12 protein-coding genes and 1 tRNA gene are annotated in these 25014 nt (G+C 46.8%); 7 read left to right on the top strand and 6 right to left on the bottom strand.

Features of this window, described 5'->3' with window-relative positions; genetic code table 11:
• Positions 1–3: 3 nt before the first annotated feature.
• The 3 genes from SAPGRDRAFT_RS11950 (at position 4) to SAPGRDRAFT_RS11940 (ending at position 3377) form a co-directional block, all read left to right on the top strand.
• Positions 4–783: an MbnP family protein gene (locus SAPGRDRAFT_RS11950; RefSeq protein ID WP_002659495.1), complete on the top strand. Its 780-nt coding sequence runs from the start codon at positions 4–6 to the stop codon at positions 781–783.
• Between the two features lie 3 nt (positions 784–786).
• Complete coding sequence (locus SAPGRDRAFT_RS11945; protein WP_002659494.1) at positions 787–1989, top strand: cytochrome-c peroxidase; 1203 nt, start codon at positions 787–789, stop codon at positions 1987–1989.
• A 338-nt stretch (positions 1990–2327) separates the two neighbouring features.
• Entirely contained in the window at positions 2328–3377 is a 1050-nt protein-coding gene (locus SAPGRDRAFT_RS11940; RefSeq protein WP_002659493.1) for a YihY/virulence factor BrkB family protein, read from the top strand.
• Positions 3378–3428: 51 nt separating this feature from the next.
• Here the strand turns inward: SAPGRDRAFT_RS11940 and SAPGRDRAFT_RS11935 are convergent, their stop codons facing one another.
• The 5 genes from SAPGRDRAFT_RS11935 to SAPGRDRAFT_RS11915 form a co-directional block, all read right to left on the bottom strand.
• On the bottom strand, positions 3429–4541 hold the full coding sequence (locus SAPGRDRAFT_RS11935) for a LysM peptidoglycan-binding domain-containing protein (protein ID WP_002659492.1): 1113 nt from the start codon (positions 4539–4541) through the stop codon (positions 3429–3431).
• 356 nt (positions 4542–4897) lie between these two features.
• Positions 4898–5170: a 50S ribosomal protein L27 gene (rpmA, locus tag SAPGRDRAFT_RS11930; RefSeq protein ID WP_002659491.1), complete on the bottom strand. Its 273-nt coding sequence runs from the start codon at positions 5168–5170 to the stop codon at positions 4898–4900.
• A 58-nt stretch (positions 5171–5228) separates the two neighbouring features.
• On the bottom strand, positions 5229–5534 hold the full coding sequence (gene rplU, locus SAPGRDRAFT_RS11925) for a 50S ribosomal protein L21 (protein WP_037350839.1): 306 nt from the start codon (positions 5532–5534) through the stop codon (positions 5229–5231).
• A gap of 145 nt (positions 5535–5679) precedes the next feature.
• A tRNA-Ser gene (locus SAPGRDRAFT_RS11920) sits at positions 5680–5766 on the bottom strand.
• Positions 5767–6077: 311 nt separating this feature from the next.
• Positions 6078–6728 carry a MarR family winged helix-turn-helix transcriptional regulator gene (locus SAPGRDRAFT_RS11915; RefSeq protein WP_002659489.1) on the bottom strand — a complete coding sequence of 217 codons (651 nt, stop codon included), beginning with the start codon at positions 6726–6728 and terminating at the stop codon, positions 6078–6080.
• A 115-nt stretch (positions 6729–6843) separates the two neighbouring features.
• Between SAPGRDRAFT_RS11915 and SAPGRDRAFT_RS11910 the strand changes: the two genes are divergently transcribed.
• The 4 genes from SAPGRDRAFT_RS11910 to SAPGRDRAFT_RS11890 all read left to right on the top strand — a co-directional run bounded on the left by SAPGRDRAFT_RS11910 (position 6844) and on the right by SAPGRDRAFT_RS11890 (position 14628).
• The gene (locus SAPGRDRAFT_RS11910) at positions 6844–9339 is read left to right on the top strand and encodes a TonB-dependent receptor (protein ID WP_002659488.1); all 2496 of its coding nucleotides are present in this window, start codon (positions 6844–6846) and stop codon (positions 9337–9339) included.
• Between the two features lie 796 nt (positions 9340–10135).
• Positions 10136–11866, top strand: coding sequence for a tetratricopeptide repeat protein (locus SAPGRDRAFT_RS11900; RefSeq protein ID WP_002659486.1), 1731 nt, complete (start codon positions 10136–10138; stop codon positions 11864–11866).
• A 45-nt stretch (positions 11867–11911) separates the two neighbouring features.
• Positions 11912–13759, top strand: a complete 1848-nt coding sequence (locus tag SAPGRDRAFT_RS11895; RefSeq protein ID WP_002659485.1) for a hypothetical protein — start codon at positions 11912–11914, stop codon at positions 13757–13759.
• 29 nt (positions 13760–13788) lie between these two features.
• Positions 13789–14628, top strand: coding sequence for a hypothetical protein (locus SAPGRDRAFT_RS11890; protein WP_002659484.1), 840 nt, complete (start codon positions 13789–13791; stop codon positions 14626–14628).
• A gap of 475 nt (positions 14629–15103) precedes the next feature.
• Here SAPGRDRAFT_RS11890 and SAPGRDRAFT_RS11885 read toward each other — a convergent pair whose 3' ends face one another.
• The gene (locus SAPGRDRAFT_RS11885; RefSeq protein ID WP_002659483.1) at positions 15104–24733 is read right to left on the bottom strand and encodes a T9SS type B sorting domain-containing protein; all 9630 of its coding nucleotides are present in this window, start codon (positions 24731–24733) and stop codon (positions 15104–15106) included.
• Positions 24734–25014 lie beyond the last annotated feature (281 nt).

The raw sequence follows: 25014 nt of genomic DNA, 5'->3' as shown, positions 1-25014 counted from the left end.
CTTATGCGTTATTTATCAGCATTTTTAATTTTGGCTTTAGTGGGTTGGGCCGCATCTTGTAAAAAAGACCCTGTAGATCCTCCGGTGGAGGAGACAAAAAACTTGACTTTAAACTTCAAGGCGCAATTTGATGGGCAGGCCTTGCCGATGTTTACGGATGTTTCGGCTCCGAATGGAGAAAATTTTCAGTTGCAAGTATTTAATTTTTTTCTTTCTTATATAGAAGTGCAGAAAGAAAATGGCGATTGGGTATTGGTAGATAGTTCTGCTTACGTTAATTTTAATAGCTTGGTAGACTTAGCGGATGCTGAGGCTGGGGTTGATTTGAGTTATAGTTTGGCGGAGACGGGTAATTTTACGGCCATTCGTTTTGGCTTGGGGGTATCGCCTGATTTGAATGCCATGGATCCGGCGGACTTTAGCAGTGCGGTAGCTTTGGGGGATGCTGGAAATTACTGGACGGCTTGGGACAGTTATATTTTTACGCGTACGGAAGGCAAGATAGATAGTTTGCCTACTGCTGCGGGTGGAGATGTTAATTTTCTTTATCATTCTGGGGTAGATGGCATGTATCAGCAAAAGAATTTCAGTAAACAATTCAATTTGGAGCAAGCGACCAGCTTAAATTTTACGATTGATATAAAAGAGGTATTTTACAAAGTGGGGCAAGAGATTCCGATTGCGGACAACAACGTCAGTCATTCTGGTGACCCTAGCACTGCGGAATACGCCATTGTAAAAACCGTTATTACGAATATGGGCCAGGCCCTAGAATTGCAATAAACTATGTTTAAGAAATCCCTTCTTTACTTGAGCTTAGGCTTGGGCAGCTTGTTACTTTTGGAAACAGCCTGCGACCCCAAGCCCGATGACATTGGTCCGGTTTCTCCTACAGTGGGGAGCTTGGATAGCATTCCGTATAACCCAGTAGCCTATGACTACCCTGAGATTAACGGCTTACCTGCTATGGAAGAGCCCAGTGACAATAGAGCGACAGAAGCGGGGGTTAAACTAGGTCGATATTTATTTTACGAGCGCAAACTCTCTATAGACAGCAGTATTTCTTGTGCCAGCTGTCATCATCAGGATCGGGCCTTTACCGATGGGAACCCTGTGGGTATAGGGGTTGGTGGTGCTGTGGGGACCAGAAACAGCATGTCCTTAATCAATGTGGGTTATAACTGGAAACAAAACAGCCAGCACAACTTTAACTGGGACGGCAAATTTGCCAGCTTAGAGGAGCAGGTGCTTTCGCCCGTAGAGCATCCTTTAGAAATGATGAGTAATTGGGAGGATGTCATGCAGCGTTTGAAAGGGCATGAGCATTATCCTCGGATGTTTCGTCAGGCCTTTGGGATTGAGCATATTGATGAGATGAGCAAAGAATTGGCGGCCAAGGCCCTTGCTCAATTTCTACGTACGCTTAACTCGGCAGATTCTGAATATGACCGAGACGAGTGGGTGCCCTTTGAGTATATGAGTGAAGCGGCCCAAAGGGGGAAGCTCCTCTTTTTGGGAGATGCTTTGGGCAGTGCCAGCACCAAGGATGCAGAATGTGCGCATTGTCATAGTTTTACTCGGGATGCGGCTATTTTTGCCCGCAATAGTTTTTCTAACAATGCCATTGACTCGGTGAGCAGCTTTATAGAATTTAGTGATAATGGATTGGGAGATGTTACGGGTTCGGTCGTGGACAATGGTCGATTTAGAGAAGTGAGTTTGCGGAATGTGGGCCTTACGGCTCCTTATATGCATGATGGTCGTTTTGCTACCTTAGAAGAAGTTTTGGACCATTATACTGATCATACCTCGGGCAGTAGGGGGCCAAATGTGGCCAATGAGCTGAGCACTGCGCCGGAGTTGCCGCATTTGACGGCCCAAGAGAAACAGGACATCATTACCTTTTTGCATGCCTTGACCGATACGAGCTATGTGAATAAAGCTGAATGGGCTGATCCATTTTTGCAGGCCGACCCTTGGGCCGAATAAAATGCAGTTTTTAGCATTTTTTTTAGATGAATGGAGGTTTATTTAGACTAAAATCATACGGTTTAATAAAAAATCTTCTGTTTTCAGCACTAAAAACCTCGTTCAAGATGCCTTTTTTATGAATTAAGCTTTTATATTTACTAATAAAATTTATCATCTCTGACTGATACTTTTGAAGCTGTAGGTAGACCACACACTACCCTATATGAGTGAAATTTTCCAAGGCTTACGCTCGTTTGATAAGATGAACTTATACCTACAGCAGGCAGATTGTCTAATTGGCAATCTGCTTTTTTTATGTCTACTAATCTCCCTATTTTGAGGAAAATCAGCTAAGCATGTTACACATTTTCAGAAACATTTTCCGGCTCTATCTTCGTCCGATTTATTTGGTTATTCAGGCCACTATAAATAGCTATGGACAAGACCGAGTGCAGCGGATGGGGGCGGCCTTGGCCTATTATACCATTTTTTCTTTGCCTGCCATTTTGATTATCATTATTGGTTTGGTGGGTTTCTTTTTGGGTGAAGCGGCGGTAGAGGGGCGTATTTACGACACCATTGTTGAGTTTGTGGGGGAGGCCGCGGCTGAGCAGATTCAGAATGCGGTAAAAAACATTGGCAGTCCGAGCACCAATTGGTTAGCGACCATTTTGGGTTTGGGCTTTCTGATCTTTTTATCTACTCATATATTCTATGCCTTACAAGAGGCCCTAAACACTATTTTTGGGGTAAGGGAAGTGGCTCGAAAGATGCAGATTGTGCAAATGATCATCAATCGGATTTTATCTTTTGGGATGATTCTCAGCATTGGGGGCTTGTTGGTCCTTTCCATCTTGCTCAACGGACTGATTTTGGGGCTCAGCACCTATATCAAAGGGCATCAGGATTGGGTGGCTAGTCATTTGCCGGATCAATTGGCGCCGGCGGTGAGCTATTTTACCTCCAATTTTTTAGTTTTTATCAATTTGGGGGTATCTATTCTCATCATTGCGATTTTCTTTATGTTGATGTATAAAATTTTGCCTGCGGCCCGTCTTCGTTGGCGCTACATCTGGTGGGGCTCCATTTTTTCGGCTATTTTGTTTTGGTTGGGTCAATTGCTGATGGGCTACTACCTCAGCCACACGAGTATTGTGAGTGCCTATGGGGCCACGGGCTCGCTCATTATCATTTTGCTTTGGGTTTATTATTCGGCCCAATTGATTTTTATTGGAGCCGAGTTTATCAAGGCTATTTGTGAATACAGAGGAGTGATTATTCAGCCCAAGGCCTATGCGAAAAAGATGCAGAAAGAGCGGCAATGGGTCAAGAAAAGTCGCCGCAAAGACGATAAAGGTCGGGTCATAGAACTCTATGAAAGTCCCTTGCCCAATGAACTCAGTTAAAAAAAGAGCCCCCAATCTTTTCAGATTGGGGGCTCTTTATGCTAAATTGATTTATTGGGGGATTTTAATTTTGGCCCCTACAAAGAAGCCTTCTACCTTGCCCCAACGTTGTAGTTGGTCCTTATTTAAGGCCTTTATTTGCGCTACGCTCACATTAAATTTGCGGGCCAAAACGCCTAGGCTATCGCCTCTTTGCACCCTATAAATTTTGGGCGTTTTGGGTGGTTCTGGACGAACGGGCGTTTCTTTAGGGGGCTGCCCCTCTCCTACTTTTAACTTTTGGCCCAAAGACAAACGCGCCCAGTTCACGCCAGGGTTGGCCGCTGATAACTTGCTAAAGGGAATCCCTAGTTTTCGAGCAATGCCATAACCTGTATCTCCGGAGACCACCGAATAATATTGAGTGCTCGCTTGTGGTGTAGGCGTGGGTGTAGGCGTGGGCGTGGGCTCCTCTTCTTGAGGGCTTGTTGTATTGTTGTTGCCTCCTGTGTTGTTAGTTGGGCTAGTTGTTCCCCGAAAAACGTCTAAAAAGCTAAAGACCTTGCTAGCATACTGGCTAATTTCTTTATACTTAGCGGTGGTATCCCAGCTCAGATTAAAGCGGGTCACCACATCTTGAATAGCGCCCTGCAAATGTGCTCGCTCCAAAAAGTCCATTTGTGGGTTGGAGCTAGCAGCGGCTTGAGCGCGCTTAAAGGCCTTCATCACGGTATATTCGCCAGCATTGTAGGCGGTGAGCAACATAGGGGCATCCTTGGGGTCATTGGCTGAAACGGCCAGGCCTGTCATTCGGCTCAGGCTACGAGCCTTTAGAATGAGGGCTAGGGTGCCGATCAAGGTATTTAAAGAAGCATCGGCCCAAACATCATTTTTATCTCGGTCCAAATACTCGCTCAATTTGGTATTTCTGTAGCGCAAATCTGGATATTGCTTAATCGTAGCTATCCAGGTCTGTCGAGTAATTTGCATCAGGCCCTTGGCCCCACTATAACGGCCTGCTCCTGCTCGAGCATTGCCTGAAGACTCTACCGCCACAATAGCTTTGAGCAAGGCGGCCTCTACCTTGAGCTGCTGCCCATAATAATCTAGTACGGGCTCATAACGCCGAATATTGGCTAGGCGGCCAGCTATATCTTCCTGACTAAATGTGTGTCGAGCTATCATATTTTAAGGGGATTTTTTGAATGAATGATAATTTGGGGCCTCACTATTTTTTTTGGGGCCTCCTGCCTTCGGCAGGCGGTTACTCCCTTTGGTCGTCGAACTGCGCCCTAAAGGGCTTGTTGTCGTTTCGGGGCTCGCTGTTCGCTCGGCCCTGCGGCGGCTTTGCCGCCTAGGTCTGGCCTTCGGCCACCCCTACACATCGCTAGGCCAATTGCACCAGCCCTATCGGTTACTCCCTTTGGTCGTCGCACTGCAGCCTAAAGGGCAAAAAAGGGGCTTCGCTCCTCAAAATAAAAAAAGCTTTCTCCAACCCAAGGGTAAGAGAAAGCTTTTTTATATCATTGATGTGAAATTTCCTAAGAAACCACTTCTACTTCTGCGGGAATGATATTCACGAAAGTGCGATTTTTATAGCCTTTCTTGAATTCTACGATACCGTCGCAGAGCGCATAAAGAGTAAAGTCTCTACCTTTACCCATATTTTCGCCGGGGTGGAATTTTGTACCACGCTGACGAATGATAATGTTTCCAGAGCGAACGAGTTGACCGCCGTATTTCTTTACACCGAGTCGTTTACTATTACTATCCCGTCCGTTGTCCGTACTACCTACACCTTTCTTGTGTGCCATGACTTTATATGTTTAGCGTACTAATTTAACAAATAATGAACTTCGCATAGCTATAAGCCTATGCAATGCTGTCAATCTTAATTTTTGTGAAAGACTGACGGTGACCGTTTTTCTTGCGGTAGCCCTTACGGCGCTTCTTTTTGAAAACGATTACCTTGTCACCTTTTAGGTGCTCTAATACTGTGGTGTTAACTTTAGCCTCTAGGGTAGGCTGACCAACTTGGTAAGTGTCGTCTTTTGCTAGGAGGAGTACTTTGTCAAAAGTAACTTGATCGCCCTCTTTAGCATCCAGACGATGAACAAAGATCTCTTGACCCTCGCTCACCTTAAACTGTTGTCCTTTAATTTCTACGATTGCGTACATCTTACCTGGATGAGTGAAAAATGAATAATTAATAAAATTTCGTACTTGCCTTTCGGCAGCGGGCAAAAATAATATTCTTTTGAGAAAGAAAGAAATTTTGGCCCAAAAAAATAAAGCCTGATGGTTAACCATCAGGCTTTTGTAGCGGAGGTTGAGGGATTCGAACCCCCGGACCCCGTGAAGGGTCTTCGGTTTTCAAGACCGACGCATTCGACCACTCTGCCAAACCTCCTGCGTAATCAGAACGATATCGTTCCGTCCTTGCGATTGCAAATATAGGGCGGGTATTCGGTTTGTCCAAACTTTTCTATAAAAAAAACTAGATTTTTTGAAGCAAAAACGGCAACTCCCTCATTTTCAGCCTAAAGAAATTTTATTTTTTTGCGTCTAGAAAGGCGCGCAGCGCCTTGGCTGAGGGATGGATAAGGGGGGCCGCAGGCCAGACCGAGCTTTTGAGCAAAGCGAAAAAGCGAAGGGCCGAGCAGACCTGCGAGCCCTGACACAGCCCGACCCGCCCGCAGGGCGGGGCAGCCCCAAAAAAGACTACTCCCCTAATTTTTCGGCTAAAATAGTTTGCATATCCTCTTGATGGGCTTGGTAAAAGATGGGGTTATGATAGACATTTAGTTTTTGGAGCAGGTAGTGCAGCTGCTGTTGCTCTTTTTTGCTGAGGGGGGCAATGGCCAATTTTCCGAGCTGTCCCATTTGTGGCAAAAGCTGCATAATGAGGTGTTCTCCTTTGGGGCTTAGAGAAACCAATTTTGCCCGGCCATCGCTGGGGTCGGGCTGGCTGCTGATGAACTGTCCTCTTTTCAGGCGGCGGATAATTTCCATACCCGAGCTAAACTCCATGGTATTTTTATCGATGAGTTGTTTTTTTTGCATGGTTCCATTGACTAAAAGAGCGGCCAGAAAACCAAACTCATCTATGGTAGAGATGGGCTCATCTTTAAACTTTTTCTTGAGGTAAAAGCGAAGGTATTTATAATTAAGGGTAACTAACTGAGTAATTTGGGCGGCTAAATCGCCTTGTAGGGGCATAGCGGGCGCTAATTCGGTTATATTATCTACCTCAATATCCTGCTCTAGAATCCAGTAGGCAAAATCCTTGGCGGTCCAATCTGGTTTGGGTCCCTCCTCTTCGAATGCGGCCAAATAAGGCAGTAAACGGATCAACTGATCGTATTTCATCATACTGTAAAAATATTTTTGTGGAAGAATCAAGCGGTAAATATTCCACAAAATTAAACAAATTAAAAAATGTTGTGTTTCCGCTGCATATTGAACGCTAAAACTGTATAAAAAGAACATGAACGCACTAAAAAATATATTATTAGGAGGTATTTGGATGGTTTTCATCCTATCCTACCTGCCTATTTGGGGGCAAAATGGCTTGATTAAGGGCCGAATTTTAGATGCCAAAAACAGCCAGCCCATTATGGGGGCTAGTGTGGGTATCCCTAGTTTGGGCCTTGGCGGTATCAGTAATATAGACGGGGAGTATGAAATTGCCAATTTGGAGCCTGGCTTTTATACGCTTACCGTAAGTTATTTGGGGTATCAGAGCCAGACCAAATCTGAAATTCAGCTGACCAACTCACGGCCTGCTAATATCGACTTTTTTTTAGAAGAAGAAAGTGAAGCCGTAGAAGAAGTAGTGGTTAAGGCCTCTCCCTTTAAGCAGAAGGCGGAGAGTCCGACCTCCTTACAGACCATTGGAACGGCGGAGATTCAGCGCAATCCGGGCGGAAACCGAGATATTTCTAAGGTGATTCGGATTTTGCCAGGGGTGACCACCACCAACTCTTTTCGCAACGACCTGATTATTCGGGGGGGAGCGCCCAATGAGAACCGCTTCTTTTTGGATGATATTGAGGTGCCGAATATTAACCATTATGCTACGCAGGGGGCCTCGGGTGGGCCACAGGGTTTGCTCAATGTGGATTTAATTTCGGAGGTGGACTTTTTTAGTGGGGCTTTTCCGGCCAACCGAGGCAATAGTTTGAGCTCGGTCTTTAATTTTAGGCAAAAGAATGCCCGAGACGACCGTTTGGGTTTGACCGCTAGCGTGGGCGCCACAGATGTTTCCCTGGCCTTAGAGGGACCTTTAGACAAGAACAAGAACCACAGCTTATTGCTTTCTGCTCGTCAGTCTTATCTCCAATTTTTATTTGATGCCATTGGGCTTTCTTTTTTGCCCACCTACAATGATTTTCAGTTTAAATGGCAATATAAGCTGCCCAATAAGGACCTATTTTATGTGACTGGCTTGGGCGCCATTGATCGTTTTAAGCTCAATTTGGATGCTAATGAAACCCCAGAGCAGCGTTATCAACTGGATAATATTCCGGTGAACAACCAATGGAACTATGCCATTGGCGCGGTCTATAAGAAGTTTCAGAAGAATGGCTATTATACCTTTGTTTTGAGTAGAAATATGCTCAACAACGATATTTTCAAGCATGAAGATAATGACGAGAGTCTGCCCAGAACCTTTGATTACAACTCTCAGGAGAGTGAGAACAAATTGCGTTTAGAGCATAGTCTGCGCTTGAAGGGCGACTATAAACTGAGTTATGGTTTGGGCTACCAATATGTTCGTTATTTTAACCGCAGCAATTTGCAAGCCTTGGTGGGCGGCTCGCCTCAGCTCGTGAGTTATCAGACGGAGCTCTTTTTTCATAAGTATGCGGCTTTTGGCCAAATTAGCAAGCGGTTTTTGCAAGACCGCCTCAACCTTTCGGTGGGGATGCGCTTGGATGGCAATAGTTATTCGGAGCTAATGGCCAATCCCCTAGAGCAGTTTTCGCCTCGTTTGGCCCTTTCTTATGCTATTACGCCCCAGATTAGCTTTAATGCCAATGCGGGCATTTTCTATCAGCTGCCGGCCTATACGGCTCTTGGTTTTAGAAACAATGATGGGAGTTTGGCCAATCAGGATCGCCTAAAATTTATTCGCAATCAGCAGTTGGTGGCCGGTTTTAGTTATTTGAGCAAAACGGCCAGTAAGATTTCGGTAGAGGCCTATTATAAGAAGTATAACAATTACCCCTTTTTGCTCAATGAACAGATTGCCTTGGCCAACTTTGGGGCTGATTTTGGTGTAGTGGGCGCTGCGCCCCTAGATGATCGTGGAGAGGGCCGTAGTTATGGACTAGAATTCTTGTTTCAACAACGTCTCTACAAAGGCTTTTATGGCATTTTGGCCTATACTTTGGGCCGCTCTGAGTTTAAAAATCAGGCGGGAGATTATGTGGTTTCTTCTTGGGATAGCCGTCATATTGTGAATGCGGCCTTGGGCAAAACGATTCCGATGATGAACCAAAAGATCCGCAAGGCCCGCAATGAAAAGCGGGAAGCCAAGGGAAAACCAGCCATTACGAAGACGCTGGTTAATCAGGAGTTACAATTGGGTTTAAATATCCGCATGCAAACGGGCCTGCCCTATACGCCTTATAATGACAGCCTCTCTGCTTTGGTCCAAAACTGGAACAGCTTTAATGAGGGACTTAGAGATTATAGCCAACTCAATAGCGAGCGGACCAATTTATTTTATGGGGTTGATTTTCGGGTAGATTATAAATGGTATTTTCCCAAATGGAGCCTACAACTCTACTTTGATTTGCAGAACTTCCCCGCTCAGGCGGCCAGTCAGCCTCGCCTCATTTTAGAGCAGGGCGATGATGGCGATCAGCCCATTAGTATCATCAATGAGGGACAGCCCGATGCTGCTTATTTGCTCAGGAGCATAGACAATACCAGCTCGGTAACGGTGCCTTCTATTGGGGTCATTATTCAATACTAATTGAGTTTTGGGGCTGCCCCTCCCTACGGTCGGGTCGGGCTGTGTCAGGGCTCGCAGGTCTGCTCGGCCCTGCGGCGGCTTTGCCGCCTGGGTCTGGCCTTCGGCCACCCTTATCCATCCCTCAGCCAGATTTGATCGCGCTGCTTTGGCCATCCTTTGCTATGAATTTTTGGCTAGACCAGCTATTTTTTAAGGGCATAGCCTTCGCTATGGCCGAGAAAAATAGGGCCGACTAGCAGAAAATTGCTGCAAAGGATAAAAGTGAGTGCGTTTAAATCTGGCTATTGCCTGCGGCCCTTCGGGCCTGCAAAACCGTTTAATTAAGATACTACAAGGCAGAGAGAACGCCCATTATTTTAAGGCTTGAGTGCTTCCCTGATCTAGAGAGGAGGGTCAAAACTATGGTTTTGGCCCTCCTTTTTTTGGGCCTGTTTCAGGATGTTGTGTTTGCCTTATTTTCGGGGCGAGCAGCCAAGCCGCCGAAGAAAAAAGCCCGGCTAAAAAAAATGGCTGAGCGGCTGAGGGATAGAAAGCAGTGGCCCTCGGGGCCAGCCCCAGGCAGCTTTGCTGCCGCAGGGCCGAGCGAACAGCGAGCTGCGACATAGCCCGACCCGACCGTAGGGAGGGGCAGCCCCAAAGAAAACTCCTTAAATAGAAAAGGCAATAGATTCTTAAAAAAGCTTATCTTATAATCGGCTATTAGTGAATAAATTAAATGCCTTGTCACAAACGGCATTGAATAATTTAGAACTAGTAGATTCCCCTCCATTTCATAACCCCCTTAAACGACAACTCTATGAGTTTTGCAGAAAAAAGGGCTGCTTTAGAGCAACTATTTGAGCAGCAAGAATTTGAGGCTATTGTTAAACAAGGAGCGCCTTTAACTTTTGAGTATGAAGAAGAGACTGATGTCGATTTCTTTTTGCTTTTGGCCAGAGCGGCCAAGGCCGCTCAGAAAAACGGCAAATATGAGTATTTTTTGTTTAAGGCCAAGGAAAAAGAGCCTACGAACATAGAAGTATTATTTAGTTTGGCCGAGCATGAAATTCTCTTTGGCAGTAAATTTAAGGCTGAAAACCATTTAGAGGCCATTTTGGAAGTAGATTCGGCCCATGCCAAGGCGCATGCTTATTTGGGCGATCTTAAGCTAGAGCAGCTCTCTTATGAAAAAGCCTTAGGGCATTATCAGCAAGCGATGCAGGACAAGAGCTTGGCACAAAACGAGCAAGAGCAGATTGCGGTATCGGTGGTAGAGCTCTATCAGAAATCTAGATCGACAGCGGAAGCTTTGGCCTTTTTGGAGCAGTACTTTCCGAAAGAAAAGTTTCAGCTCAATATCGAGAAGCTTCGCTTAAGGTTGTATCAAACAGATTCGGCCTACAAAGGGGACTACAAGGCGAGTTTGGCGCTTTTGCATCAGCATTTGCCAGAAGAAGTGATTTATATCTTGAATTTGGCGGCGATTGAGCCAGATCATCAGGCGGCCATTGCGCTTTATGAGAAAGCCATGGCTTTAGAATTGACAGAAAAAGAGAAGACGACCATATTAAAAAAGCGGGCCTATCGTTTGGTACAGGCCGAGGAATGGGCCAAAGCGGTAGCGGATTATGATGCTTTGATTGCGCAAGAAGAGCAGCCTTTATACTTTGAGATGCGGGCGGAGGCCAAAGAGCAATTGAAAGACCTCAAGGGGGCTTTGCAGGACTATAGTCAGGCCTTAAAATTAGATGGTGCCGCCAGTCGCTTACTTAAAGCCAGAGGTTTATTGTTTGCCAAGGCCAAGCAATATGATCGAGCTGCGGCGGATTTGACTGCGGCGGTTAAGGAAACGGGCAGCATGGGAATTGCAGAGCTCTACTATCATTTGGGGGTAGTCTATACTAAAAACGGGGATCGGAACAATGCCGTTAAGATGCTCATCAGGGCGGACCAACAGGGCTTTGCCAAGGCAACCGCCTATTTAGAAGAAAAATATCCGGAGCAGCTGCAGAAAGTGCGGGCCAACAGTGCCGATAAAATTCGGGCAAAATATGAGGCAGAATTTACGCGCAATGCCCAATCGCCAATTTTGCAGCAAGCTTTTGGTCAGTTATGGACACCCAATATGTCTAAAATCATAGCGGCCTCAGAAAAGGAGCTCCTAGAGTTGCCTGCCTTTTTGAGCAAGCAAGTATTGGACAAAATGTCTAAGGAAATGCTATTGATCACCCCAGAGGGATTACTTTTCTTTGAAAATGGGGCGGAAGTTCCCTTAGAGGCTTATTACCGTGTAGAAGTAGAGTCGGAGCATGCCATTTTATTAAGCGTTCAGCCGGTCAAGGGCGGAAGTTCGAGCAGTATGCGCATTTCTTTTTTTGAGGGAGAATTGCTCTTGCACTACCCGGTGCTAGAAGTAGATGCGGCGGCCAAGTACTACTATCCTGTAGAGCAGCCTTCGGCAGATCAGCTAGAGAAATTGAAGAAGAAGGCCTTGGCCTTAAACTACATGCCGGCCATTGAGGCCGCTATAGCCGAAATAAATACCTAAATACATTATCCTCATTATTATCTAATAATTAGAAAAACTAATTAGATGAGCCAAGAAGTAAAAGAATTTAAAGCCAAGCTGCAAGAGTTTGAGACTGCGGCGAACAAGCTGCAAGCTTATTTAAATGACTGTCAGCAATACTTGGATAAAAAAATCCAGGCAGAAAAAGAAAACATCCAGCAACAGCTACAGACCTTAGAGGGCTACTTAGCAGGAAACCCTGCAGAAAGGCTGAGTCAGGCGCCTGATCCTGGGGCTGAATTTGCCAGAGTCTTACAAAAGGCCAAGGAGTTAGAGAATGACATTCGGTCTAAGGAGTCATTTATTCAGTCTTATGTAGAAGAAGAACTAGGGGATAAGCTCAATACGGTAAAGTCGCCCTTTATGACGTACAGCCTTTATCGTAAGATGGTAGAGCGAGAAATCAAGGAAGATAAAGTTTTTGTTGCGGCCAATACCACACAGCTACTCAAGACGCTTGAAAAAATGGTAGCGGTTGAGGAGAATTTGGATAAAAAGAAGGCGCTCATCATGGCGACCAACTACCTCAAGCAATTTTTGAGCAGTTTGAAAGCCATAGACTACAGATACCTTCAACAGAGTGATATTGATCTACTGACTGCGCAGTTTAAAGATGCGGCAGAGAACTATCATCATAGCGAGGGATTTTTTAGTCGTTCGGCCACCAAGGGTTCTTTAAAGAAGCTAACCAAAGACAACCTAGGGCCATTAAAGGATTCTTTTGGTTTGGCTCTTTTGTATGGGGAAGCGCATCAGCCTAATGGCAGCCTTAGTAAGTGTGACCAATTTCAGGAAAAGTTGGATGACAAAGTGAAAGCCCTACGCAATAAGGGGCAGGCGGATGATTCGGTTAAGGCCAGCTTAGAGAAATTTGACATTTTATATATAGAGCCCTTAAAAGATGCCTTTAAGGAAGCTGATCCGGAGGGGGCCCAAGCTGTTATTAAGGGTGTAGAAGCCACTGAAGTACCTGATCAGATTGACTGGATTCGCAAGACCTTTGGCTTGGCCAATTGGGCCTATGAAAACTTTGGGGCTGCTGCCGGAAAATACTTGATTAAGAAAGCCAATGGCGAGCCTACAGAAGAGGGACAGCAGCCTACGATTTCTACAGGAGACCTATTAAAGTATAAAATATCGACTCCCGACTATGAGGTTAGTTTAGATGTTCCGCTCTTTGATCTGGGCTTTGTAGATGCAGGCTTAGAGTTGGGGGCGGCCTTCAAGGCAGCTTTTGAGGTAGGAGGCGCATTGACCCTACACAACTTCTTTGATCCGGCAATAGAGAAAGTTGTTAGTGGAAATATTGGGGCTTCGGCTACGGCAGAGGCCAAAGCCTTTTTGGGCATCTATGTGGCTATCTTAAAAATTGTCAAGGCATCGGCTAGAGCGGTTTTGGCTGCAGAGGCGGCAATTGGAGGAGAGGCGGCAGTTAGTTTGAATAAAGGCAACATTGCTGCAGCGACTAATTTTGCCTTTGATGCTGAATTAAAAGGTGGCTTGAGCTTTAAGGGCTACTTAGAATTTGCGATTGGCGCGACAGCTATCATCAAGGCTATTTTGGATACGATCGGCATCCCCGCCGAGGCCAAGCTACAATATCCAGAAAAAGGCAATGAACTCGTTATTTTGAATGTAGAGCGGGCGGCTAGCATGCATGCTCATATTCCATTTCAGAAAAAAGACGTTCCTTTTCCCGCCAAAGAGTTTGACATCAGCAAGGGCGAATGGTTGGTGGAATACCCCTTCATTGAAGATATGCAAAAGTTCTTCAGTGATAAGTTTTCAAAGCTAACGAGCAAAACCATTGATATGGAACCGCTTACGGCCCAGGAGCTAGAAACCTTAAAGGCTGAGTACGCCAAATTTTAATGCCTCATCCCACTTAAAATCAACTGATTATGAAAGCGAAGTTTAAAAGTCCAGATTTCTTAAAAGAGAAAGGAACAGATTTTAATATTAAGCTACTCAAGCAAGCTGTTAAGGGCGACCTAAGTAGCCCGCTCAAGTTTTTCTATGACACAGAATTTGACTTTGGAGAAGAGAAGTCGCCCCTAATGTATATTGGAGAGGGGGTTCCTTCTGCTTGGAAAAAATACATCAAGGAACAAAAGAAGTCGGCTTCTTTTGTTGCGGGCCAATGCCGTTTAGATGCGGAGGGCAACCTTCAGTTATTGGCAGAGCTGGGCAAGGGCCAAAAACCTGCGGTGCTTAAGGCACTGAATAAGAGTTTGCTTAAAAAATGTAAGCTGCAGGCCTATTTTGTCGACAGCCTAGAAGAGGCCGCGGCAGGAGCTGAAGCAGTAGCCTCAGCTAGTTCAGATACCGTTTTAGAAGATAATAGCATGGCTTTGCGTTTGGCGGCCCTCATCGAAAATGGCCAAGCTTTGATTAAACGCATTGATCCTGTGATTGCCGAGCTAGAGCAACCACTAGCCGATATTCGTTCTACAATCGTGACAGATGCCCTCATTCAGTCTGTACAATCAGGACTTAAGGTCATCAACTCCGTCAATCTTAGCGCTTATATTGCCAATGCCCAAGCCGCTTTGGCCGAAGCTAAAGACGAGGCTGAGCTTCAGGAGCTAGACAAAGTTGTTGCTGAAGTTAAAGCCAAACAACCGATTTTAGCCCAAATTGCGACCAACAGCGCTAAAGTTGATAAGGTCAAAGATCCTATGGATAGCGATTTTGCCCCCATCAGCGATGATCCTTTCCGTACCTTTTTAGGGCAGCTCTAAACAGCTCATTCTACTATTTTTTTTTTAGCTAAGAGACTCTTTTTAAGGGTCTCTTTTTTTTGGGGCCTGCCGCCTTCGGCGGCCGGGCCCTTTCGGGGCTCGCAAGCCTGCTCGGCCCTTCACCGCTTTCAGCGGCTCGGTCTGGCCTGCGGCCACCCCTTCAGGCCCCTAGGCCCCCCCCCACTGCTCAGCTACAAGCCGCTTCGCGCCTTCAAGCTTCGCAGGCTCGCGCCAAGCGCGCCCGGCCGGCGGCTGGCGGCGGCCACCACATGCTCTGCACTTGAGCTAATCTAACCCTCAATATATTCCATTTCAGGCCTAGCCCTCCCCTGCCCCGCCCCCGCCTGGGGGCTGGGCTCCTTTGGCCTACGGCCAAAGCGCCCAGCATTACGATCCCCCCCTCCGGGGCGCATCCCCATAAAAAAAGGGCTGTCGGGAAAACCCGACAGCCCTTCACTACATCATCAACTCAGCACTAACGAAGCAAATTCACCGCCCCGTTAATCACTGCCGTCTCTCCATCAATATAGAGCACTTCAGCATACCAAGCATAAGCCCCAGAATTCATTGGCTTGCCCTTAAAGCTACCATCCCAACCCTGTTGAGGATCATTAGGATCAAGGTCCAAACCTTCATACACCAACTCGCCCCAGCGGTCATACACTCTAAACACCAACACCTGTTCCACCTTCTCATCGCCCTGAACAAAGAAACGGTCATTATTCCCGTCACTATTCGGCGTAAAGGCCGTAGGTGCAGCTGCATTTCTAGGCTTCTCCATCTTCACCACAATCGTGCTATCCTCCATACAGCCAGAAGCATTCATGGCCGTAAACTGATAAATCCCCGACTCATAAGGCGTCAATGAAGTCTCCAAACTACTATCCACCAATGCCCCAGCGTTAATCTCGGTCCACCACCAGCTTGCCGCAGTCGTATCATTCAAATCCGCAAAAAGCGTCAAAGTATCGCCATACTCTAGCACATACTCCACTTCGCCCGAATCTAAAGCCGGACCAAAGCTCGTCATAAAGAAGGGATCTGCCGCTTCTACCGTCACCAAAGTATCAAAAAGACAACCATTGTTATCTTGGACATACAAAGGATAAATCCCCGCTTCCAAGCCCACAAAAAGGTTACCGCCCTGAAACGTCAAGCTATCTAGACTATAAGTATAGCTACCCAATAGCGTCGATCCGCCCGTTCCATCCAACTGAATGCTTCCGTTCGCATCGCCCACACAGGCCGCGCCTGTAATACTGAGGTTGCCAATACCTACTTCCGTCGGATTCGCCAAGCTAATGCTCGTATCTACCTTACATCCATTGGCATCTTCTACATTAAGGGTATAGTTGCCTGCTGCTATGCTATCCAAACTAGGCGTTAGCGCACCATTGGACCATAGATAATTGTAAGGCGAAGTTCCACCAGCTACCGTAGAGCCCAAAGCGCCTGTACTATTGTTGTAGCAATCTACCGCTCGAACTTGGTTCAAACTCAACTCTAGTTCCGCAGGCTGACCCACTAGATAGCTAAAGCTATCCACACAACCACTAATCGATTGGACCACCACGCCATATTGGCCAGCAGCTAGGGCCGTAATGCTCGTGCCCACAACACCATTGCTCCAGTAACTCGCCTGCAAAGGCTCATTCGAGTTCGTAATGCTAATCGCACCCGTAGAGGCCCCATAGCAATCTACATCATCAATCGCTACCGTAACACTCAAGGCCAAAGCCTCTTCTACTACTGCCGTATCTACTTGCGTACAACCATTCAGGTCTGTTACACTCACATAATAAGTGCCCGCAGAAAGGCCAGTCGCTACATTCGTCGTCTGACCCAAAGGATCTGACCACTGATAACTCAAGGTTCCTGTTCCGCCAGAAGCCGTCACCTGAGCGCTTCCATCTGCGCTGCCTGTACAGCTTGCATCTGTTACATTCACAATTTGGCTACTAATTCCTGAGCTTTCATTTACTGTTGCCGTACGGACCAAAAAACAGCCGTTGGCATCTGTAATCGTCACGCTATAGCTACCAACACTCAAGTTCGAGTTCACATCACTGCTCGCTCCATTCGACCAAGCATAAGTGTAATCGCCATTGCTATTTGGCGTTCCACCGCTCACAATAGCGGTAATTTGACCAGAGGCTCCACCAAAGCAAAGCGCATCTGCAGTATTTAGGGTCGCCACTAGCTCACTAGCGGGTTCACTCACTATAATCTGACTGTTGGTCACACAACCATTCGCATCCGTTACGCTGACCACATAAGTCCCTGCGGCCAAACCGCTAATACTTTGGCCAGTCATTCCGTTGGACCAAGCAAAGCTGTATGGTAAGGTTCCGCCACTCAAGAAGACCGTGGCCGTTCCATCGGCTCCCCCTTTACAGTTCACCGCTGTCATCCGAATCGTATCGACCACTAGGGCCGCAGGTTCTACCATATTGACATCCAATGTCGTGCTACAGCCATTGGCATCTGTCGCCGTTACTGTATTTACTCCAGCGCCTAGGCTAGTTGCCGTCGCTGTAGTCTCGCCATTGGGCCAGAGATAGCTGTAAGGGGCATTCCCTCCACTAGCTACTACCGTAGCCGTTCCATTTTGATCGCCATTACAACTAGGGTTGCTGCTCGACACAAAACTCAATACGACAGGATCGGGGTTTTGTAGCAAGACTTGTTCTGTTACAGAACAACCTTGGCTATCCACTACCACCACAGAGTAAGCCCCTGGCGCTAGGTTCATTGCCGTGGCCGTAGTTTGTCCATCAGACCAAAGGTAAGTATAAGGGGCTGTTCCACCTGTGGGAACTGCCGTAGCGCTACCGCTATTTGCTCCAGCACAGGCTGCTGTATTGGTGGTAATTGTTGTGCTCAACAAGCTTGGCTCGCCAATCACAATACTTTCTACTAGCTCACAGGCATTGGCATCGGTGATCGTCACGCTATGCGTTCCTGCCGATAGCCCTACTGCTGTTGCTGTTCCTTGGCCATCTGACCAGAAGTAAGTATAAGGCATTGTTCCACCTTGTACGCTTACGGTAGCATTACCATCTGTACTTCCATTACAGCTAGGCGCATTGGCGCTCATACTAGCCGTTAGGACTGCGGGCTCTTCTACTTCTGTAGTAGACACCATATCGCAACCATTCGCATCGGTGACGGTCAGCTCATAAGTACCCGCCATTAGGCCTGTAATTGTGGTTCCTGTCATGCCATTACCCCAGTTGTAGCTATAAGGAGGCGTTCCACCACTAGCGCTTACGCTAGCCGTTCCATCGCTTCCGCCTGCACAAGATACATCCGTATCGCTTAGGCTCAACTGAATGGCTGTAGGCTCCGTAATCGTTACTGAAATCGGCAATACACAGTTGTTTCCATCTCGGACCTCTACCGTGTAGGTTCCTGCGCAGAGCCCCGTAAAGTTATTATTGCTGCTAAATACATTGCCTGTTTGACCAGGACCTAAAATGCGATATTCATAGCCATTTACGCCCAAAGTACCGGTTCCCGATACCGCTGTAGCGATAATTTGGCCATCGCAATCATTAGCACAGAATACATTCACTTGTTGGATCGTCGCATCCAAAGGTACTGGATCCGCCAAGCTGATGCTATCAATAGCTGTACAGCCAGCAGCATCCGTTACCGTTACGGCATAAGTCCCTGCCGCCAAGTTGCTAGCAATTGTGCCATTTTGGGCTTGGGCGCCAGACCAGGCATAAGTATAAGGCGCAACTCCACCACTAGCGGTGACCTGAGCCGCTCCATCTGCTGCACCAGGGCAGCTAATTGCTGCACCATTAAAGTTCGAGTATTGTTGCACGTTAAGCACAATTGCTGAAGGTGCTGTAATGCTTGCAGAAGCCGAAGAAGTACATCCTCTAGCATCCGTTGCCGTTACGGCATATGTACCTGGCGCTAGACCATCAGCAGTAGCTGTAGTTTGTCCATCAGACCAAATAAAGGTATAGTTGGGTGTGCCCCCCAAAGCGTCGGCGGTCATTTCACCATCACTATCTCCAGCACAAATAGGATTAACTGGGTTAATGATATTGACCACTACAGCCGAAGCAGGTTCGCCAACAAAAGTGCTAAGAGTAACAGAACAACCATTGGCATCGGTCACGGTCACATCATAAGGACCAGTAAGCAAATTACTAATTTGGAAGCCAGACTGCCCATTAGACCAGTTATAGGTATAAGGAGGCTGTCCACCTGTTGTTGTTGCGGTAATTTGTCCATCATTAAGACCGTAACAGCTAATAGAGTCGGTAACTAGTGTAGAGACTACAGCTGTTGGCTCTACAATATTGACACTATCAATAATAAAGCAGCCATTGGCATCGGTAATCGTTACGGACTCCATCCCTGCTGCCAAGGCAGTAGCCGTTGCAGTTGTCTGGCCATTCTCCCAAAGGTAAGTATAAGGAGCGGTTCCGCCAGAGGTGCTTACTGTAGCTGTTCCATCAGTCAGCCCATTACAGCTAATTGTACTGCTATTAAAGATAGGAGTAGTTAATGCAGTTGGTTGGTTAACGGTTACTGTAGTATCTACAGCGCAGCCGTTGGCATCAGTTACCGTCACGGTATGTTGGCCAGCAACTAGGCCAGTAGCCGTAGCAGTGGTTTGTCCCATGGCAGACCAGAAGTAAGTATATCCTGCAGCGCCTCCAGTTGCCGTTATCGTTGCGCTACCGTCAGCACTACCAAAGCAAAGAGCTGGGTTAGTTGTTGCCGCTAGCTGAATGGCAATACCATCTGCTACAGTTTCGCAGATACTAAAGGTACAGCCTTGTGCATCAGTTACTGTCACACAATAATTTCCAGTGACTAAGCCTGTTGCGGTAGCCGTAGTTTGGCTTCCTGCAGCGGCATCCCAGAGATAAGTATAAGGTCCAGTCCCCCCTGTTGGAAGAACCGTTACGGTTCCATCTGCACTACCAAAGCAGAGTGCATCGGTTGTACTTGTAGTTGCACTAACAGCGGTAGCAGGTTCTCCTACCGTAGCTGTTTCTATAATATTACAGCCATTATCATCTGTAATCGTTACCGTGTAAGTTCCAGCGCTAAGGCCAGTAGCGGTAGCGGTAGTTTGCGTGGGGCTTGTACTCCAGCTATAGCTATAATCAACAGCTACCGTTCCGCCAGAGGCAACAACGATTACGGTACCATCGGCACCAGCAAAGCAATTTACATCCGTAGTTGAGCTAGTAGCAGAAAGCGCCGTAGGCTCAGTCAGTGTAATACAATTGGTAGCGGTACAGCCATTCACATCAGTGACCGTTACACAATAAGCGGTATTGGCGGCTAGTGAAGTAGCGCTAGCGCTTGTTTGGTTGCCCGTATTGGCATCCCAAAGGTAGGTATATCCGCCTGAGCCTCCAGTTGCGGTAGCAATAGCTTCTCCATCGCTACTTCCGTTACAGCTTACATCTTGACCATTATAGTTAGAGCTAACGGCCAAAGAGACTGTTACTGCAGTGGGTTCATTGATGACTACAGAGTCTAGGGTTTGGCAACCATTGGCATCTTCAACAGTGACAAAATATTGCCCTGCAGCTAGGTTAGTTGCGCTTGCTGTTGTTTGTGCTGCAGCATCGTTCCAGCTATAGCTATAAGGAGCAGTACCATCTGTTGCACTAACCGTAGCTGCACCATCAGATCCTGCATTACAGCTTACATCTGTACTCGCCTGCATAGTAGACAAAAGCGGCAGTGGTTCATTTACCGTTACGGTAGCTACGGCAGAGCAGCCCAAGCTATCGGTAACTGTTACGGCATAAGTGCCTACACAGAGGTTAGTAGCGATGGCCGTAGTTTGGCCATCAGGCCAGAGATATAGATAACCGGCTGCGGCAGGAGTTCCACCTGTAGGTAGGGCCTCTACTTCGCCATCGCAGTTGCCTGCACAGCTAATATCTTGGCCATTATAGTTAGAGATTACTCCTGCGGTTAAGCTTAGCGCAGCGGCGGGTTCTACTATAGTGACTGTTTCTGTAATATTACAGCCATTATTATCTGTAATGCTCACTGTATAAGTTCCAGCACTAAGGCCAGAGGCAGTAGCGGTAGTCTGAGTTGGCGTTGTACTCCAGCTATAGCTATAATCAACAGCTACCGTTCCGCCAGAGGCAACAACTGTTGCAGTACCATCGGCTCCACCAAAGCAATTTACATCCGTAGTTGAGCTAGTAGCAGAAAGCGCCGTAGGCTCAGTCAGTGTAATACAATTGGTAGCGGTACAGCCATTCACATCAGTGACCGTTACACAATAAGCGGTATTGGCGGCTAGTGAAGTAGCGCTAGCGCTTGTTTGGTTGCCCGTATTGGCATCCCAAAGGTAGGTATATCCGCCTGAGCCTCCAGTTGCGGTAGCAATAGCTTCTCCATCGCTACTTCCGTTACAGCTTACATCTTGACCATTATAGTTAGAGCTAACGGCCAAAGAGACTGTTACTGCGGTGGGTTCATTGATGACTACAGAATCTAGGGTTTGGCAACCATTGGCATCTTCAACAGTGACAAAATATTGCCCTGCAGCTAGGTTAGTTGCATTTGCTGTTGTTTGTGCTGCAGCATCGTTCCAGCTATAGCTATAAGGAGCAGTTCCATCTGTTGCACTAACCGTAGCTGCACCATCAGATCCTGCATTACAGCTTACATCTGTACTCGCCTGCATAGTAGACAAAAGCGGCAGTGGTTCATTTACCGTTACGCTGGCTACGGCTGAGCAGCCCAAGCTATCGGTAACTGTTACGGCATAAGTGCCTACACAGAGGTTAGTAGCAATGGCCGTAGTTTGGCCATCAGGCCAGAGATATAGATAACCGGCTGCGGCGGGAGTTCCTCCAACAGGAAGGACCTCTGCTTCGCCATCGCAGTTGCCTGCGCAACTAATATCTTGGCCATTATAGTTAGAAGTGACTGCAGCCGTAGCCGTTACAGTTGCTGTTGGCTCAATCACCGTACTACTTTCTGTAATACTACAGTTATTATCATCTGTAATGGTCACAGTATAAGTTCCAGCGCTAAGGCCTGTGGCCGTAGCGGTAGTCTGAGTTGGCGTTGTACTCCAGCTATAGGTATAATCAACAGCTACAGTTCCTCCGGTGGCGGTCACCGTTGCCGTACCATCGGCACCAGCAAAGCAATTCACATCTGTAGTTGTGCTAGTAGCAGTAATAGCGCTAGGATCTGTAAGTGTTTCACAAGCGGTAGCGGTACAGCCATTATTATCGGTTACCGTTACACAATAAGTACCTGCGGCCAAGCCTGTAGCTACAGCTGTAGTTTGGCCATCGGGCCAGAGATAGCTATAAGGCGAGGTTCCTCCGGTGGCGGCGGCAGTCAATTCTCCATCGGCAGCGCCTACACAAGAAATATTTTGGCCATTATAGTCTGAACTGATTGTATTGCTCAGTTGCAAGACCGTAGGTTCTGATACCGTTACGCTTGCGGTAGCGGTACAGCCAGTGGCTTCAGAAATAGTTACAGCATAGGTTCCTGCGGCTAGGTTAGTTGCGGTTGCAGTCGTTTGCAATGCGGCATTGGCATCCCATTGATAGACAATGGGGGGAGTAGCAAAAGCGAGTGCTACTGTTGCAGAACCATCGGAAGTTCCATTACAGCTAGTAGCGGTACTAGAAGTAATGGGGTTAATACAGCCAGAGGCGCAGCAAGAATGCGTAGTAGAAGGTCCATCTGTGCAACTTCCTCCAGAAAGGGCATAAATGGTTAAGTCTACACATTGGCCGGGGGTGAGCCCTCCTACAGAATAGGTTGTATTGGTAACGGCCTGAGTGAAAGCGGGGCCACCATTAACGCTAATGCTATATCCTCCTGAGCCAAAAATAGGCTGCCAAGAGAAATAGACATCTGTAGCGGTTACCGAATCACAAACAATAATTGGAGCGGGATAAGCGGTATCAATTACGGCATTAAAGTTTGTTGTATCGCTACAGCCAAATGTGTTTTGAGCGATCACCTGATACTGTGTATCTACAGTTGGAGAGATGATGCTGCTATCACAATTTGTACAGCTAATATTATAGTTAGGTGACCAATAAAAGCTAGCTGCGGATTGGTCATTGAAGGTAATGCTCCAGTTGGTTACGGTACAAGGTACACCGCCCAAACTAGGCGCAAGATTATGTTGAATCCGCAAAACCCATTGTCCATTGGCTGCGCAGCCATTGAGTCCGCCAAAGCCATTTGCACCAACAGGAATAAAGTCTGTATTATTAGGAATATCAGAAAAGGGCGTGTTATAAGCCGTGATTGCCTGTGTGGCATCTGGGGTAAAACAAGCTCCAGTTAATCCTCTATCGTTAATTCCACCTTGGCCACTCATTAGGGGTAAGATACAGCCGGTAGGAGAAATAAGAAAAAGGTTGAGGTCACGGACAAAACCGTTTCCGCAAGTCATATCTAGGCAGACAGACTGAATAGAGGTAGAGAGAATATCTACCGGAGCGATTCCTGAAGTGTTAATTGGAATATCGAGAATAGAGTCTGGCTGAATGGTTGCCGTTCCGCTAAGTGTAAAGCTTTGTGGTCCAGGGCCGGGTTGTACAGAAGCAAAGACCTGAGCCGAGTTTCCGTTACAAATCGTTACATCTGGAATAGGGTTGATTACTGCGGGGAAAGGAGCGCTTACATCTACGGTATCATGTTGAACACAAGAGCCGTCTGTGTAAGTACAAATTAAATCTACAGTATCTAATATATAGGCAGTAGGATTATGCACATTGGGGTTATCGAAGAGGGCGGCTGGCGACCAAGAGTAGGTTCCTGGAGCTGCGGCACCACCAAAGCCCAGCGCTTCTAGTTGAATTGTATCTATGCTATTGGGGCAAATAAACTCTTTGCTTAACTCTAGCTGAAGGTTTTCTAGGTCCAGTCTATAAGAGATGGCCTGCTGTGCTGAAATGGGGCAGGCATTATCTTCTATAAAGGTGACAAAGGTATAGGATCCTGTAGCTACACTATCCGTAGGGATTGTAAAGCAGACAATAGCCTCATTAAAGTTGGCGGTAGGATAAGTGACGGTATAAGTAGCTCCGGGGATAATGTTCCCAATATTAGAGCTAATAGACAAAGAGTCAATAATATCGGGGTCCGAAACATTGAGGCAGAGGTCCAATTGGTTACCGCCACAAACATTGATGGCGGTTACTAGTCCTGTAGTATCTAAAACGCCTTGGTTTACGGTAAAGCTATCTACTTGAGAAGAAGTATTTGTACAGTTATTGAGGACCACAATAACCACCTCTCTTCGGCTAGTATTGATGAGCACGCCATTGCGGTACTCTTGAATGGTGAAACCAACTACAGCATACTGTGATTGGTTGGCACAGGGCGTAAAGGCGATTTGCCCGGTACTAGGATCTAGGGTAAAGGTATTATTGGTACAAAAAGGCTCAGTGGCGGTAAATCCAGCGCTATAGGTAATACTACTAGAGGCCCCATCTAGGGGTTCAGAAATAGAAAACACCAAAGAGTCTCCATCGGGATCTTGGGCGTCATGGCTATAGAAAGCGGGCTGTCCGGCACAGGTATAGAGTACGGGAATCCGACCAAACTGGGGGCTACTATTACAAGGTGCGCCCCATTGAGGGTGATTCGAGTTAATGACCGTTTCTACATAAGTGGTTCCGGTACTACTCAGGTTAGTGATGGCTGAGGTTCGGCAGCATTCGCTAAAGCTGACTACTAGGTTAGAGCAACCGGTGCCGATTGTGGCTACCCCTTGATAGACATACTGTTCTACCCCGGGTTGGCTACCGCCATTACAGCTAGAAGTAGAAGGGTCGCAGAGTTGTGATTGGTCTGTTACGGAGACCTGCGAGAGGGTAATATTGGTAGTTACGCCACAGCCATTTCCTCCGGTAACAGAAAGAGAGGTAGCCGAGGGGGTAATTCCGTCGCAATCTCGGTAATAGACCAAAGTAAATTGATATTGGCCCACGGCGGGGTCAACGCATTCATAGGTTAAGTCTACCGCTACTCCATGCGAGGCATAGAGTTGAGGCAGGCAAAACAGGCTGAGAAGCATAACGGCAAAGTACCGAAAAACTAATCGTAAAGGGGAGCTCATTTAAGTTGCTTTTGATTTTAAAATAAAATCAGTTTTCCAAGGCTGATTCTGTACTTTTCTTTTGTAATTCTGGCCAAAAGTAGTTGATATTTGGGCATAGGCCCAAAATTTCAGCGGACATTCAATCTAGGCTTATAAAAACCTTAACAGTTTAGGCGGTTTAGCCTTAAGGTTTTGATAGCACTGGCTTGACTTTGGCTTAACTTCAGAACGCAACATTTGCCTATTTTGTATATTTTTTATCCGCTTTTTCCCTTGCTTTTTCTCGAGTTTTAACGTTT

This window comes from Saprospira grandis DSM 2844, assembly GCF_000275825.1.
In the GTDB taxonomy this organism is placed as follows: Bacteria; Bacteroidota; Bacteroidia; order Chitinophagales; family Saprospiraceae; genus Saprospira; species Saprospira grandis_A.
This window is presented reverse-complemented; position numbering and strand designations above follow the sequence as displayed.